Consider the following 15872-nt stretch of genomic DNA (forward strand, 5'->3'; position numbering starts at 1 on the left):
AAGGTCATTGAAACAAAGGAAAAATCTTGCGTCATTCAATTCAAAACATGCTCCGACAAGCTCTGCAGATTGGCTAACAGTTTCATAAGAATGCCATTTTTCGGACAAATTAATCAAACAAAACAAGCCGAAGCATTGATAAGAACATTCAATAACAATTAACTTTTTACACTTTTTTTCTTTGTCCAGTGTTTCACTCTATTATAATCTAAAAAATAAGTCAATTTCAAAGAAAAATTATTAACAGTTGGTTGGCTGAAAAGTATATCGTAGTTTTTTATTGTATTCAATCTCGATATTTCAAGATAATTCGACGTTGCATTTCTATATAATAATGTCAACTGACTTCCCGGTGCAAACCACCATGAAAACCTTAAATCTACATTCCATGCGTTGTAAGTTCCATTCAGATTATTGGTGAAATTATCGGTATTCGTAAGACTTCCATCCTGATTTAAAGTATAAAATTGTTTATATGTAACATCCGAAAAATAATGTCTGAAAGTCAATGTCAGAGCAGTTTTTTCGTTGAAAGTATATTTTGAGGTCAAAGCATTTTCGTATGTATTTCTCTGTCTTCTTCCGATGAAAATATCGGTATCGTTTTTTCCCGCAAAACCAGTTTCATTATTGCTGAAACTTGGATTAAAGCTCCAGTTCACATTGAATTTATCCGAAAATCTGTAACGCAATCCAAAATTAGTAAGAACTTGATTTCTTCCCTTTTCATCGAAAGCATAATAATCTATTGTGAAATTATACTGCAATTTTTTTCTGCTGTCGCTTTCAAACCAAACCCACGAATCAAAATATCCTGGAGCTTTCAGATGTCTGCCGAAAGTTCGGGGTTCATAAATATCATTTTGAGTCTGAGGAGCAAACTCGATTCCGCCACCGAAATTTCTAAAGTTTTTATCCGTAAAACTGTTGTTGTGGTTAAAGACAAAATTCTGGAAAATAAACGGATCTAAACGGTGGAAATAATTTAAATTAAAATTCAGATAAATGTTATTAAAAGTCTTTGTAGGCTGCAAAATTCTGTAACCGTACCAAACATTATAATTGGCAAAGTTGGTTTTGGTAGAAAATCCCACGTCATTGATGTCCCAGTCTTTAGTCGTCACATTTCCATTGATGGAAAATCTGTTTTTTCCTGCAATTTTTTCGAATCCTGCTTCTCCTTTTGTCCCGAATTTTGTTTCGCCATCCATCACCCAGCTTCCTTTCAGACTTCCAAAAGTTTTATACGTATTTTTTTTGTTGCTGATGTCCCAAAGAAGTCCTGTCGCATTTGCATCACGAAAACTACCGTCTCTTGTAACGTTCGTATTCACCAATGATACAGAGGAATTTCCATTAAATCTCTGATCAAAAACCAAGACATTATAATTTGCCCACGGTTCTACAACTTCTCTTCGAACTTCACCCGTTTCATGATTAATAATTGTGGCTTCCATTTTTTGAGTAACCCCATTAAAGAAGCCAATTCCTAAGCCTTTTTTTGTTCTTCCTGAAATTTTAAAGGCATTAAATAATTTAACTTTTGCGGGATATTCCGTCACTTCTTCGTTTGGACCGACTGTCGGATAGGCAGTTGGTTCACCGCCGACTCTTCTTGAGTAAAACATTCCGCCTTTGCTAAACAATTCGGTTCCTTCTGTAAAAAATGTTCTTTGCTCGGAAAATTGTTGTTCGAATGGTGTTAAATTTAAAATTGAATTATCAAAATTAGCCTGTCCAAAATCCGGAATCAAGGTCATGTCGAAAGTGAAAGCATCGTTAATTCCATATTTTACGTCCATTCCGCCGTTTACGTTGGCCGTTGTTTTTCCGTCAAAACTGTTTACATAAGTTGAAAAATAGGGGGTAAAGGATAATCGGGTAGGAGGGTTTATATTTTCGATTCCCTGTAAAACTCCATCGAATAAAGTGTAAGAATTCTTGGCATTATCAACAAAATTCCAGTCGTAAGAAGCTTTAATTCTTTGGATTCTTCTAAACATATTCATTCCCCATTCCTGCACGTTATTTTTTGGAAATCTTAATTCGGAATATGGAATTTTCATTTCAACAGACCACCCTTTTTCATTGATTTTTGCGCCGCTAAACCAAATAGAATTCCATGTGTCATCTTCGCCATCTGTTGTTAATTTCGCATCAAACTGAACGCCTGCTGCGGTAACCATAAATTCTAAGCTTTGTTGTTTGTCGTTATAGCCATTCAAAGTTACCCCAAAAAAATCGTCATTTCCTACACCGTCTCTTTCCGTTAGTTCTTTGGCAATTTTATTGGGAGTAGGATCATACATTTGAGCTCCGAAATAAATTCCTGTATCGTCGTACAAAATTCGGACTTCTGTTTTTATTGAGTCGTGTTGAGGTCTACCATTATTGGGGTTTCTTTCGATAAACCCTGTTGCAATCGGTGCATTTTGCCAGACTGCATCATCCAGAATTCCATCGATTTTTGGGGAGGAGGTTGTTTTGGTAATGAGGACTTTTTTTCTTACAATTTGATCGTCTTCCTTTTTCTGTGAATAGATAAAAACCGAGCAGAGCAGGAGGCAAAAGATCAATAATTGAGTTTTCATGTTCTTAGGTCTTAATGTTTATAAAAGGAAGACAACTAGAAAATGAAAAATATTACATGAAAATAAAAAATGTCTGTAAAAAATTATACAGACATTTTTTTTGTTTTAAATATTCTCCACAAAATTTGTGTTTCCGTAGGAATCTAAGCAATTGTTTTATAATTAAATATCTTATACTACACCTAAATTTGTACGGAAAACAAATTTTGTGGATATTTTTCAAGTGCTGAAAATAGGGACTGCAACTATAGCCCCGATTGTAGTGACATCCTTTTTGGTTGCAGGCGGAGCGAAGCGGAGCCGGTAACCAAAAAGATACAACGGAAAGCGGGATTAAGCTCCAAATAAAAATTAAGTTGAATTATCTAAAAATGATTTTAAACTTTAATAATTCTCCCGTTAAAAACCCCCGCAATGGATTTTTCGTAAGCCTTTGCAACTTTCCAAGCCTCAACTGGGATAAATCCAGGGAAAAACGAATGATAATGCTCTGATTCTACCAAAACAGTCGGGCTTATACAGTTGATTCTCAAATCTCTCGGTAATTCATAAGAGCTTGCTTTCACAAAACCTTCAACAGCCAGATTCACGGTTGTTCCAATGATTCCTCCGGCAATTGGTTCATCTGTTAAAATTCCTGAAATTAAGGTGAAAGAGCCTCCATCATTGATGAAAGGAAGTGCCGTTCGAACAATATTAATTTGCCCCATCAATTTACTTCCGAAAGAAAATTCAAAATCCTGATCTGTAAAATTTTCCAGCGGTCCGAATTTCACATCTCCTGCCGCGTTGGCTACAGCATCGAAGTTTCCAACCGATTTAAATAACTTTTCCAAGCTGCTTTTATCCTGAATATCTGCATTGAAATCTCCGGAACTACGGGCAACACGAATGACTTCATGTCCGCTTTCTTCGAGGTTTTTTGCGACTTCTTTTCCGACAGTTCCGCTGGAACCGATTACGATGACTTTTAATTTTTTTGAATCCATATTTTTAGATTTAATTTAAATTTCTATAAGATTTTGGTGACATTCCTGTTTTGTTTTTAAACAGTTTTGTGAAATGGGAAGGATGTTCAAACCCCAGATCGTAGGCAATTCCGCTGATCGGCTCAGTGGTACTCCACAAAAGGGATTTTGCCTTATCAATCAATTTTAGATGAATGTATTCCTGAGAAGATTTTCCGGTGTATTTTTTCAATAAATCTGATAAGTAATTGGATGACATGTTCAATTTCTCAGCAAAGTAAGTAACATCCGGAATTCCTGATTGCACCAATGTTTCTTGGGCAAAATAGTCATTCAATAGACGTTCAAAATTGGCAACAACATCGTTACTTGCTTTTGTTCTTGTAAAAAACTGCCGTTCGTAAAATCTTTCACAATAAGACAGTAATAATTCCAAATTCATAAGGATGATGTGATAAGAATGCCTGTCGATGTTTGAAGACAATTCTTTCTGAATATTTTTCACACAATCTTCTAAAACCAATCTTTCGGACTCCGAAATATGCAATCCTTCGTTTGTATCGTACCCGAAGAATGAATAATTTGTGAGTTGATGCCCTTTTCCCGCAGCATTTAAGAAATCCGGATGAATGTAAATTCCCCAACCGCTCACCTTATTTTCAAGTCCGGGCGACAAAGTCTGGTGGGGGGCTGTAAACATCATTGTTCCCTCGGAAAAATCGTAATTGGTTCTTCCGTACTGAAAATTTCCTTCGATTTTTTTACACGCAATCGAATACAAATCCAGCCTGTAAACTGCATCTGGGACTCGCTGACTTCGGTCGACTTCCGCCAAATCAACAACCGTAACTAGTGGATGCAGTGGTTTTTCGTATCGAAAAAAATCGTGCAGCTCAGAAATCGAATTGATGTCTACATAATCCATTTTGCTTAATTTTTTACATTAAAAATAGTAAATTAAACCTTTTAAAACTTTGTCTTTATTTGCGTTTAATTATTATCACAAGGGTAAATAAACAAAGTTTTTATTAGATTGATTGCATTTATTTTAAGATAGATAAAAGGCACTTCGTTTATTAAATAATACTAGGTTTGAATATTTTTTTTAACTTTTAATTTAAATATAAATTCCGCCACTGATTTCGATGCGTTGAGCGTTTACAAATCGACTGTCTTCGGAAAGCATTGAAGCAATGAAAAATCCAATATCATCAGCTTCTCCGAGTCTTCCTAAAGCAGTCATATCTGCAATTTGCTGACGGTGACTTTCATCTCCTTTTCCACCTCCAAATTCTGTGTCGATGGCTCCTGGTGCAATAGAATTGGCTCTAATTTTTTTATCTGCAAATTCTTTCGCAAAATATCTTGTTAAGGAATCAATTCCGGCTTTTATAGCTCCATAAACTGCAACTGTCGGGAAAGCAAATCTTGCCAAACCGGACGAAATATTGATGATCTGACCTCCGTTTTCCATCAAAGGAACCAATTGCTGGGTAAGGAAAAATACACCTTTAAAATTGACATTCACCAATTCATCAAAAATAGCTTCTGTTGTGTCTTTAATTAAAGTTCTTTGAGCGATTCCGGCATTATTTACAAGATAATCGAATGAATCTCTTCCCCAATCCTTCAAGATTTTTGAAACTTCATTAGAAAAATCTGCAAAAGTGCTGATGTCCGCAACATCTAGTTTTAAAGCAACCGCTTTTCCTCCATTTTTATTGATTTCTTCTGCAACTGCCATTCCCTGTTCAGGATTGTTGTTGTACGTTAAAATAACCGCAACTCCTCTTTTTGCAGTATTAATGGCAATGCTTTTTCCGATTCCGCGGCTACCACCTGTAATAATCGCGATTTTCTGATTTTGAATATTTGTATCCATGAGACTTGATTTTTATAGGACAAAGTTCCACAGTTTCGGATTATTAAATTTAAACATTTAAGGAAATTACTTATACATTTTACTGATATTAAATTCTTCGGAGTTTTCATAAAAATCTTGCACGCCTTGTAACAATTAAAGTAAATTTGGCACTAATTGATAAAACAATTTCTACTTTATGAAAAAGCGACTTCTTTCTGTTGCTGCAGCGGCTTTCTTCGGGATGGCTCTGAATGCACAGCAAATTAAATTCGAAGAGTATGACTTACCAAATGGTCTTCACGTAATTCTTCATCAGGACAATTCTGCACCGGTTGTAACGACTGGAGTAATGTACCACGTGGGTGCAAAGGATGAAGTAAAAGGAAGAACAGGTTTCGCTCACTTCTTCGAGCACCTTTTATTCGAAGGAACACCCAACATCAAAAGAGGTGATTGGTTCAAAATAGTTTCTTCAAACGGAGGGCAAAACAACGCTAACACAACGAACGACAGAACTTACTACTACGAAACTTTCCCTTCAAACAACGAGCAATTGGGTCTTTGGATGGAAGCTGAAAGAATGCGCCACGCCGTAATCAACCAAATTGGAGTTGATACTCAAAGAGAGGTTGTAAAAGAAGAAAAAAGATTGAGAATGGATAACCAGCCTTATGGAAATTTGTTCACAACCATTCAGAAAAATTTATTTACAAATCACCCGTACAACTGGCCAACAATCGGTTCTATGGAAGATTTGAATTCTGCTAAATTAGAAGAATTCCAGGCTTTTTATAAGAAATATTACGTTCCAAACAACGCTACTTTAGTGGTTGCAGGAGACATTAAGCCTGAACAGACTAAAAAATGGATCGAAACTTATTACGGAGGAATTCCAAAAGGAACGGTTTATCCAAAAGATTTCCCGAAAGATACACCTATCACTCAGGAAAAAGAGGTAACGGCTACTGATCCTAACATCCAGCTTCCTGCATACATTTTCGCATACAGAACGCCGGGTAACAAAGAGAAAGATGCTTATGTTTTAGATATGCTTTCTTCTTATTTAAGTAATGGTAAATCTTCAGTTTTATATAAAAAATTGGTAGACCAAGATAAAAAAGCGCTTCAGGTAGCTGCTTTCAACCAAGGTCTTGAGGATTACAGTATTTTCGCCTTCTTCGCGATTCCGATGGGACAAACGACAAAACAGGCTTTACAGACTGACATCGATGCTGAGATCAAAAAATTACAGACAACTTTAATTTCTGAAGAAGATTATCAAAAGCTTCAAAACCAATACGAAAACCAGTTTGTAAATGCTAATTCGAGTATTCAGGGAATTGCTGCTTCATTGGCGACAAACCATGTATTGATGGGGAATACAAACTTAATCAATAAAGAAATCGACATTTACAGAGGGATTACAAGACAAGACCTTCAAAATGCTGCTAAAAAGTATCTTAATTCCAACCAAAGAATAATCATTAATTACGTTCCTGAAAAGAAGTAATTCTTTAAATGATTATTTAAAAATTAAATTTTTACAAATGAAAAAGCAATTAACATATATAGCTGCAGCGTTTTTATTCGCGGGAACGATTTCAGCACAAAAAATTGATCTTAATGCAATGCCGAAGCCGGGACCAACTCCTGCGATCAACATTGCGAAGCCAAAGACTTTCCAACTAAGCAACGGACTTACGGTAATGGTTGTAGAAAACAACAAATTACCAAGAGTAAGCGCCAACCTTTCTATGGACAGACCTCCATATAACGAAGGAAGCGTAACAGGAGTTAGCGAAATCATGGCTGAACAGTTCGAAAACGGAACGACCAACATGAGCAAAGATGATTTCAACAAAAAAGTTGATTATCTTGGTGCTAATCTTAATTTCAGTGCTGGTGGTGCTTTTGCAAGCTCACTTTCAAAATATTTCCCTGAGGTTTTAAATTTAATGGCAGATGCAATCATTAATCCTAAATTCTCAGCAGAAGAAATTCAGAATTCTAATGAAAGAGCAATTGAAGGTTTAAAATCTGACGAGAAAAACGCTTCTTCTATCGCGGAAAGAGTTTCTAATGCTTTGATGTATGGGAAAAATACTTCAAGAGGAGAATTTGAAACAGTTGAATCTATCAACAAAATTCAGTTATCTGACGTACAAAATACATATAAAAAATATTACGCTCCAGACAATGCTTACTTGGTAATTGTTGGTGATGTAAAATTTGATCAGGTAAAACCATTAATCGAAAAAGCATTCAACGGTTGGAAAAAAGCAAATACTCCGATTGCTGCTTTAGAACCAGCTTCTAATGTTGCTAAAACTGAAATAAACGTGGTTGACGTGCCTTCTGCTGTACAGTCTGTTGTTTCATTAAACAACCTGAACAACCTGAAAATGAAGGATGCTAATTATTTCCCTGCAACCATCGCAAACTACATACTTGGAGGTGGTGGTGAAGCAAGGCTTTTCATGAACCTTCGTGAGAAAAACGGTTTCACTTACGGTGCTTATTCAAGCATGAGTGCAAGCAAATATTCTCCTGAATTCTCTGCAAGCGCAAGCGTAAGAAATGAGGTTACAGACAAGGCTGTTAAGGAATTTATGAATGAACTTAACGCGATTTCTACTGTAAAACCGGAAGAATTGGAAAATGCTAAAGCTAAATTGAAGGGATCTTTCATCATGTCTTTAGAAAAACCTGAAACAATTGCAAGATTTGCATTAAATCAAAAAGTTCAGGATCTTCCTGCTGATTTCTATGTAAATTACTTAAAATCGATTGATAAAGTAACGGCTGCTGATGTTTCAAATGCAGTAAAATCCACAATTTTACCAAACCAAAGCAGAATTTTCATCGCTGGTAAGGCGTCTGATATTTCTGAAGGACTGGAAAAATTGGGTTATCCTGTAAAATATTTCGATAAAGACGCAAATCCTGTCGCTAAGCCGACTACTCAAAAAGTTGATGCTAGTGTTTCTGTGGCTTCTATCGCTGATAAATACATTAATGCTATAGGAGGAAAAGCTAATTTGTCTAAAATTTCTTCTTATACAATGAACGCTTCTATGTCTATGCAGGGGCAGAATATCGATTTCAAAATCGTTAAAGCTCAGGGTGGAAAAGAGTTGACGACGGTAACTGCCATGGGACAAACTGTTCAGAAACAAGTATTCGACGGAAAAACGGGATATTCTGAGCAAATGGGACAAAAAGTTCCTATGAAACCAGAGCAAATCGCTGAAAAACTAAAAAACACTGAACTTTTTGAAGAACTTGGTTTCGCAAAATCTGCTGATTATAAAGTAGCCGGAATCGAGAAAATCGGTGGTGAAGATTCTTACGCAGTAAAAGGTGGCGATACAACTTACTACTACAGCGTTGCCACAGGATTGAAAACCGGAGAAACGAAAAAAGTAAAGGCTCAGGGTCAGGAAATGACGATCCCTACAACATTCTCTAATTATAAGGATGTAAACGGTGTAAAAATGCCATTCACCATCTCTTTAAACCAAATGGGAATGGATATGACCATGAACGTAAAATCATACGAAGTAAACAAAGCGACTGACGCTGATTTTAAATAAAAACATCCTGTTTTACAGAAAAAACGGCAACAATTGTTGCCGTTTTTATTTTTATTTACATTTGGCGACATCTTTCTTTGTCATTCAGTAAAAAAAGATTAAATTTGCCCATTCTAAAAGATATCAAAATTAATGGATACTATATTTATACTATTGATGGTTCTTATTATGATTGCTAGTGTTTTATTGGTAATCGTTGTTATGGCTCAAAACCCGAAAGGCGGAGGTCTTTCCAGTACGTTCGGAGGTGCATCTTCTGCACAGTTTGGGGTACAGAGAACTAATGACTTCATGGAAAAAGCAACCTGGACTTTAGGTACAGTAATCATCGTTCTTATTCTGATAAGCGTTGTAATTACGGGTAAACCATCAGTGGCAGCTCCGGCTCAGCAACAGCCAGTGAAAAAAGAAGCACCTGCACAATCTGCACCGGCTTCTTCTACTACTCCGGCTCAGACTCCTGCACCGGCTACGAAATAAGCAAATAATATTTTTTTATATAAAGAAAGCAACTCCATCGAGTTGCTTTCTTATTTTAGCTTAATCTTTTCAATTTTATGTCTGAGTCTGAGACCTGCTTTTAAAAACGAATATTGCAGCGGTTTTGACTCTTTATAATACTTATTAATAAAAATTTGCATTGCTCCGTAAAACCTGTCGAGATACACCTCATCTTTTACCGTACTTTCGCCCTTGTGATGCAGGATTGAAGCTTTACCATAGTAATAGTTTTTAAATCCGTTTCTCAACAACGTATAACAGAGATCAATATCTTCACCGTACATGAAATAAGATTCATCCAACCCGCCAACTTTTTCGTAAACATCTTTCTTTACCAAAAGAAAAGCACCCGTCATCACCTCAACTTCTGAAATAGCATCTTCATCAATATCACATCTGTAATATGATTTTGAATTGTTCTTTTTAAAATTGGTAAATAACTTCTCAAATGAATTGAACATATCCGGAACCGAGCGTTTGCTTTCCGGCAAGAAAACTCCGTCTGCATCGTGCATTCTAACACCCAGACAACCAAAGTTTTGCTGAGAATCGGCGAAATTTAAAATTTCATTCATATAAAAACCTTCGATTTCCGTATCCGGATTTAGCAATAAAAGATATTCTCCTTTTGCGGTTTTTATGGCTTTATTATTGGCTTTTGAAAAGCCGTCATTGGTTTCGGAAGAAATAAAATGAACCTTAGGAAATTCGGGAATAAGATCTCCCCAAGAAGAATCCGTAGACGCATTATCAATCACAATCACCTCATAATCTACATCTTCCAAATATTTTTGAAGAGATAAAAGACAATTTTTCAGTAATTGGGTGACATTATAATTAACGATAATGACTGACAACTTCATAAGATTCTGCGTTTGGTTATTATTTTCTGAGACTATAGTAAAACGTTCTCCCCAGCAAAAGTAAGTATTTCGCTTTATAAAAAATCTTCAGAAAGATATATTCGGGAAAATTAATATGTTTCAGATGATACATTTCCTTTAGATTCTTCTGAAATCCTTCCTCCATCGCAGAGAGATTAGCAGAAAGTCCGGCAACACCAAATGTTCTTTTTCCTCCGTCGGCAATCAGCAGACTTTCATCTAGAATATACATTTTATTGTTGCTTTTGGCGATTTTCATCCAATAATTAAGGTCTTCTGCATATCTGTGATTTTCATTGAAATATCCTGTATTATCCAAAATTTTTCTTTTAAAAATAACGGTAGAAGGCTGTGCTTCATTTCGTATTAATAACTTTTTAAAAGTAATTTCAGCAAGATTATTTTCTACTCGATATGGCAAAAGAATTTTATTATTGTTTCTTCGTGTTGCAATAAAATCAATTTGAAGATCATTATTTTTGAGATAGTTTAATTGTTTCGCCGTTTTTTCAGGAAGCCATTCGTCGTCGGCATCCAGCAAAGCAATAAATTCACCTTTTGCTATTTTTAATCCTAAATTTCGGGCTTTTGAAACCCCTCCGTTTACTTGTTCAAGAAGCTGGATATTTAAATCCGGATTTTGTCTGATATATCTTTCAACAAGGCTTTTGCTCCCGTCTGTAGAACCGTCATTAATAATTATGATCTCAAATTCCTCTGCTCCGACTGTCTGTACTTTAATTGAATTTAAAGCATTAATGATCGTTTTTTCAGCATTATATAAAGGAATTATTACAGAAATCATTTGCGAAAATTGAGAAGTTAAGAATTTCCTTCATTGTAAGGCAATCTGTTCATAATAGACCTTCCCAGGGAAATTTCGTCTGCATATTCCAGCTCATCTCCAACCGAAATTCCTCTTGCAATACTTGAGAAATTAACATTAAAATTTTTAAATTTTTTGTAAATGTAATATGCCGTTGTATCGCCTTCCATAGTTGCGCTCAAAGCAAAAATCAGTTCTTTTACTTTTCCGTCGTTCAATTTTTTTTCAATACTCGAAATATTCAGTTGATGTGGTCCGACTCCTTCCATCGGAGAAATTTTCCCACCCAATATCAAATATTTTCCTGTATATTTCCCTGTATTTTCAATGGCAATTACATCTCGAACATCTTCTACGATGCAAACAACTTCATCATTTCTCTTGTGATTGCTGCAGATTTCGCAAACATCAAAATCAGAAAAATTATGACATTCTTTACAGTATTTTATTTCATTCACAAGGTTAATCAAAGAATTCCCAAGACTCATCGCTCTGGAATTCGGCTGCTTCAATAAATGTAATGCTAAACGTAAAGCTGTTTTCCTTCCAATTCCGGGCAATCCCGAAATCTCATCCACTGCTTTCGCCAAAACTTTACTTGGGTAATCCATAACACAAAAATAGTGATTATTGTTGATAGTTTATTGTTGATGGTTATTAGTTTTTTTACCCTAAAATTTTATTTAAAACGAATATTAAAATCTTCCAGCTTCCAGCCTAAAACTTCCAGCCTAAATTTAAAAACCCTATCTTTGAGAATCTAAATATTAACTTGAAAAAATAAACTCAATGGCACTTAATAATTTAAATTATCCCCTGGATTTTAAATTTAAAATTACAACGCTTGCAAGCGACTTCAACATCACGGACAAAAATGGAAATTATGTAGCGTATGTCCGTCAGAAAATGTTTAAATTAAAAGAAGACGTTATTGTTTTTAACGATGAAACCAAATCCAAAGAACTTTTCAGAATCAGAGCCAACCAATGGATCGATTTTAATGCATCTTATTCTTTAAATGAAATTGCGACAGGCAAGAATTTCGGAAGACTTGCGAGAAAAGGAATGCGCTCGATCTGGAAATCTACTTACAATGTTCTTGATGCCAACGACCAGCCGAAATTTACAATAACAGAAGATAATGCATGGACAAAATTTTTTGACGGTATGGTAAGTGAAATCCCAATTATTGGGATGTTTACAGGATATTTCCTAAATCCGGCTTACACCGTAAAAGATGCCAACGGAAAAGAATATTTTAAACTAAAAAAGATGCCTTCTTTCTTCGGAAGAAGATTCCAACTGGATAGAATGATCGATATCGACGATGAAGACGAGAGCTTGGTTATTCTTTCATTACTAATGATGGTTCTTCTTGAAAGAGCAAGAGGATAAATAATAAAATAAACCACAAACAATGAAATACTTAATCATTTTCTTTTCAGCAATTCTGTTGGTTTCTTGTAAAAAAGAACAGCAGACAGCAACAACTTCGGCAAGTAAAGATTCTATAGCAATCGTTCAGGATTCTGCAGCTACAAATGTATCTGCTTCCGGAAAAATATTAGTCGAAAACTTTCCTTTTCCAAAAGAAATCAAGGAATGCTCATGTTATTTTGCAAAAGATAAAGCAGATTTTGAAGCTGAAAAATATATTTATGCCGATGACGCCGGAAAAACCGCTTACATGAAACTGGACGGTAAAAGACTGGCTATGAATCTTATTTCGTCAAGCGATATGGAAGTAGATGAAGAATTAAGTAAAGAAATAGAAAGCGACAATTACAAAATCTCTGTAAAAGGCAAGAAAATAAAAGGAGAAGAAGCCTTATTATTTCAAGGTACACTTACGATCGAAAAAACGGATGGAACAGTGATTACAATGCCTATTTATGGAGAATGCGGATGTTAAAAAGCTTCTAACTTCTAGCAAAAATATTGCTTCCGATTTACGGAAGCATTTTTTATTTCGTAATTTTGAGAAAAATAAAAATTCAATGGAACTATCTAATATAGAACCGCAAATAATTTGGAAAAATTTTTCTAAGTTAAATGCTGTTCCAAGACCATCAAAAAAAGAGGAAAAAGTAATTGCTTTCATCAAACAATTTGGTGAAAATTTAGGATTGGAAACTACGGTAGATGAAGTCGGAAACGTAATCATCAAAAAACCTGCTACAGCGGGAATGGAAAACCGTAAATCAATCGTTCTTCAATCTCACCTTGACATGGTTTGCCAGAAAAACAACGACGTAAATTTTGATTTCGAAACAGAAGGTATCAAAATGGAAATCGATGGCGATTGGGTAAAGGCGAAAGGAACAACTTTAGGGGCAGATAACGGTTTGGGAGTGGCAACAATTATGTCAATTCTTGAAAGTTCAGATATTCCGCATCCCGCTTTAGAAGCACTTTTTACGATCGATGAAGAAACCGGTATGACCGGAGCTTTAGGTTTAAAACCAAGACAGTTAACCGGAGACATTTTATTGAATCTTGACACGGAAGAAGACGACGAAATCGACATAGGTTGTGCCGGTGGAATTGATGTAACAATCTCTCAAAGCTACGAAACTGAAGCTGCAAACGGACAAACTGTAAGAATTGAAGTAAAAGGTCTTCAAGGTGGACATTCAGGAATGGATATTCACAAAGGTCTTGGAAATGCGAATATAATTTTGGGAAGACTTCTTTATAAAGGTCTTGAAAAAGAGAATATTCAATTGATTTCTGTTGATGGAGGCGGATTGAGAAACGCTATTCCGAGAGAAGCAGTTGCTTTGGTTTCTGTGAGAAATGCTCAGGAATTTATCGAAGAAGTAACCAACGGTCTTAAAAAAGAAATTTTAGAAGAATTTGCTACGGTAGAACCGAATATTCATATTAATATTGAAAATGCTACCTCTTCGGATAAAGCTATTTCAGAAGCGGATTCAAAGAAAATTATTTTGACTTTGAAATCTCTTCACAACGGGGTTTACAGAATGAGTCCGGATGTAAAAGATTTGGTTGAATCATCAAACAACGTTGCAAGAGTTGAATTAAAAGGCGGAGAGCTTAAAATTTTAAACCTTTCAAGATCATCTGTAGAATCATCTAAAGATTCTGTTGCGGAACAATTAAAATCTGTTGCAGAATTAGCAGGAATGGATACTGTTTTCAGTGGTTCTTATCCAGGTTGGAAACCAAAGCCAGGTTCAGAAATCGTTCAGCTGATGGAGAAAATTTATACTGAAAAGTTCACAGAAAAACCTCATGTTGTGGCTTGTCACGCAGGCTTGGAATGTGGAATCATCGGAGCCAATTATCCTGAGATGGAAATGGTAAGTTTCGGACCGACAATCCGTGGCGCTCACTCACCGGATGAAAAGGCAAACATCCCTTCAACACAGAAATTCTGGAGTTTCCTGAAAGATATTTTAGCAAATATTCCTCAAAAATAAAATTGTAAAATTGCTATATTGAATATCCAAAGTCGTTTTGATTTTGGATATTTGTTTTTAATTTAATTAAACTAATAACCCAACATGAAATTCAAAATAGTATTCATTCTATTTTTAGCCTTTATTAAAACTTTTTGTCAGGAAAAAGTAACCATTGATGATCTTTATTTTGAAGATGGAATTGCGTACAACAAATCAGATAATAAAAAGTTTACAGGAATTCTTCAAGATAAAAAGAAAAGAAATCACATTAAATGGGAAGAAATTTATGACAATGGAAGCAGGACAAAAATTTTAGTCTATTTCAATATTTACAATAGGCAAGTAGTTTGTGATGAATTTATTTTTAATGTTAAAACATCTCAAAAAACTAAACATATAGGCTACAGTTCAGATGGATCAAGATATTGGGAAACAGAGTTTGATGAAAATCAGAAGAAAAAGAATTTCAGCTTTTATAAAAGCAATGTTTTGTACACCTATCAGGAATTCAAAAATAATAAGAAACACGGAAAATGGTTTTGCATTGATAAACAAGGTAACAAATACGAAATTGAATATAATAACGGAAAAAAAATAAAATCTCAAACAATTTTATAATGAAAAGTATCACAGTATTCTGCGGATCAAGCTTTGGTTCGGACGAAATATATAAAGAACAGGCGACTTTACTTGGACAGACTTTAGCAAAACAAAATATTCAATTGGTTTACGGCGGTGCAATTACCGGTTTGATGGGAGCTGTAGCCGATGGAGCTTTAAATGCAGGCGGAAAAGTGATCGGAGTTCTTCCTCACTTTTTACAGTCAAAAGAAATTGCTCACAAACAATTGACAGAACTTATCTTGGTTGAAACCATGCACGAAAGAAAAACCAAAATGAATGAACTTTGTGACGGGGTAATCGTTCTTCCCGGAGGTTACGGAACATTGGAAGAGTTTTTCGAAATGATCACCTGGGCACAACTAGGTCTCCATAAAAAGCCAATCGCTGTTCTGAATACCGATGGGTTTTATGATGATTTAATTAAACTGGTTCAAACGATGGTTGATAAAGGTTTTTTAAAGCAAGTTAATCGAGATATGTTGTTAATCAGTGATAATATTGATGAGTTGCTTGAGAAAATGAGAAATTATGAAGCTCCGACGGTTGGGAAATGGATTTCGAAGGAGGAAGTTTAAAAATTAAATAATTTGAAACTA

15 protein-coding genes are annotated in these 15872 nt (G+C 35.3%); 8 read left to right on the plus strand and 7 right to left on the minus strand.

Translation table 11 applies throughout. The features are described 5' to 3' along the window. Positions 1–158: 158 nt before the first annotated feature. From ACKX2A_RS16440 to ACKX2A_RS16455, 4 genes are all read right to left on the minus strand, one after another. The gene (locus tag ACKX2A_RS16440; protein WP_415325927.1) at positions 159–2591 is read right to left on the minus strand and encodes a DUF5916 domain-containing protein; all 2433 of its coding nucleotides are present in this window, start codon (positions 2589–2591) and stop codon (positions 159–161) included. 377 nt (positions 2592–2968) lie between these two features. Then, on the minus strand, positions 2969–3580 hold the full coding sequence (locus tag ACKX2A_RS16445) for a short chain dehydrogenase (RefSeq protein WP_415325928.1): 612 nt from the start codon (positions 3578–3580) through the stop codon (positions 2969–2971). Between the two features lie 10 nt (positions 3581–3590). Continuing rightward, entirely contained in the window at positions 3591–4484 is an 894-nt protein-coding gene (locus ACKX2A_RS16450) for a helix-turn-helix domain-containing protein (protein ID WP_415325930.1), read from the minus strand. A gap of 192 nt (positions 4485–4676) precedes the next feature. Then, positions 4677–5441: an SDR family NAD(P)-dependent oxidoreductase gene (locus ACKX2A_RS16455; protein ID WP_415325932.1), complete on the minus strand. Its 765-nt coding sequence runs from the start codon at positions 5439–5441 to the stop codon at positions 4677–4679. 178 nt (positions 5442–5619) lie between these two features. On the opposite strand from ACKX2A_RS16455, the gene ACKX2A_RS16460 reads away from it, so the two are divergent. From ACKX2A_RS16460 to secG, 3 genes are all read left to right on the plus strand, one after another. Further along, positions 5620–6933, plus strand: coding sequence for a M16 family metallopeptidase (locus ACKX2A_RS16460; RefSeq protein WP_415325934.1), 1314 nt, complete (start codon positions 5620–5622; stop codon positions 6931–6933). Between the two features lie 37 nt (positions 6934–6970). Further along, positions 6971–9016: a M16 family metallopeptidase gene (locus ACKX2A_RS16465; RefSeq protein ID WP_415325936.1), complete on the plus strand. Its 2046-nt coding sequence runs from the start codon at positions 6971–6973 to the stop codon at positions 9014–9016. A gap of 132 nt (positions 9017–9148) precedes the next feature. Then, the gene (secG, locus tag ACKX2A_RS16470) at positions 9149–9496 is read left to right on the plus strand and encodes a preprotein translocase subunit SecG (protein ID WP_415325938.1); all 348 of its coding nucleotides are present in this window, start codon (positions 9149–9151) and stop codon (positions 9494–9496) included. 50 nt (positions 9497–9546) lie between these two features. On the opposite strand, the gene ACKX2A_RS16475 is transcribed toward secG, so the two are convergent. From ACKX2A_RS16475 to recR, 3 genes are read right to left on the minus strand one after another with little or no spacing between them, the layout of a single operon-like run. After that, positions 9547–10380, minus strand: coding sequence for a glycosyltransferase family 2 protein (locus ACKX2A_RS16475; protein WP_415325940.1), 834 nt, complete (start codon positions 10378–10380; stop codon positions 9547–9549). Positions 10381–10399: 19 nt separating this feature from the next. Beyond that, a complete protein-coding gene (locus ACKX2A_RS16480) occupies positions 10400–11206 on the minus strand; it encodes a glycosyltransferase family 2 protein (RefSeq protein ID WP_415325942.1) in 807 nt (268 codons plus the stop codon). Between the two features lie 17 nt (positions 11207–11223). After that, the gene (recR, locus tag ACKX2A_RS16485; protein WP_415325944.1) at positions 11224–11838 is read right to left on the minus strand and encodes a recombination mediator RecR; all 615 of its coding nucleotides are present in this window, start codon (positions 11836–11838) and stop codon (positions 11224–11226) included. A 178-nt stretch (positions 11839–12016) separates the two neighbouring features. On the opposite strand from recR, the gene ACKX2A_RS16490 reads away from it, so the two are divergent. From ACKX2A_RS16490 to ACKX2A_RS16510, 5 genes are all read left to right on the plus strand, one after another. Next, positions 12017–12622: a hypothetical protein gene (locus ACKX2A_RS16490; protein ID WP_415325946.1), complete on the plus strand. Its 606-nt coding sequence runs from the start codon at positions 12017–12019 to the stop codon at positions 12620–12622. A gap of 22 nt (positions 12623–12644) precedes the next feature. Next, positions 12645–13139: a hypothetical protein gene (locus tag ACKX2A_RS16495; protein WP_415325948.1), complete on the plus strand. Its 495-nt coding sequence runs from the start codon at positions 12645–12647 to the stop codon at positions 13137–13139. A gap of 85 nt (positions 13140–13224) precedes the next feature. Beyond that, the gene (locus ACKX2A_RS16500) at positions 13225–14670 is read left to right on the plus strand and encodes an aminoacyl-histidine dipeptidase (protein ID WP_415325950.1); all 1446 of its coding nucleotides are present in this window, start codon (positions 13225–13227) and stop codon (positions 14668–14670) included. 84 nt (positions 14671–14754) lie between these two features. Continuing rightward, positions 14755–15270, plus strand: a complete 516-nt coding sequence (locus tag ACKX2A_RS16505; RefSeq protein WP_415325951.1) for a hypothetical protein — start codon at positions 14755–14757, stop codon at positions 15268–15270. Then, on the plus strand, positions 15270–15851 hold the full coding sequence (locus ACKX2A_RS16510) for a TIGR00730 family Rossman fold protein (RefSeq protein ID WP_415325953.1): 582 nt from the start codon (positions 15270–15272) through the stop codon (positions 15849–15851). Before ACKX2A_RS16505 ends, ACKX2A_RS16510 begins: the two co-directional genes overlap by 1 nt. Positions 15852–15872 lie beyond the last annotated feature (21 nt).

It is taken from the genome of Chryseobacterium sp. MMS23-Vi53 (assembly GCF_047651245.1).
GTDB lineage: Bacteria > Bacteroidota > Bacteroidia > Flavobacteriales > Weeksellaceae > Chryseobacterium.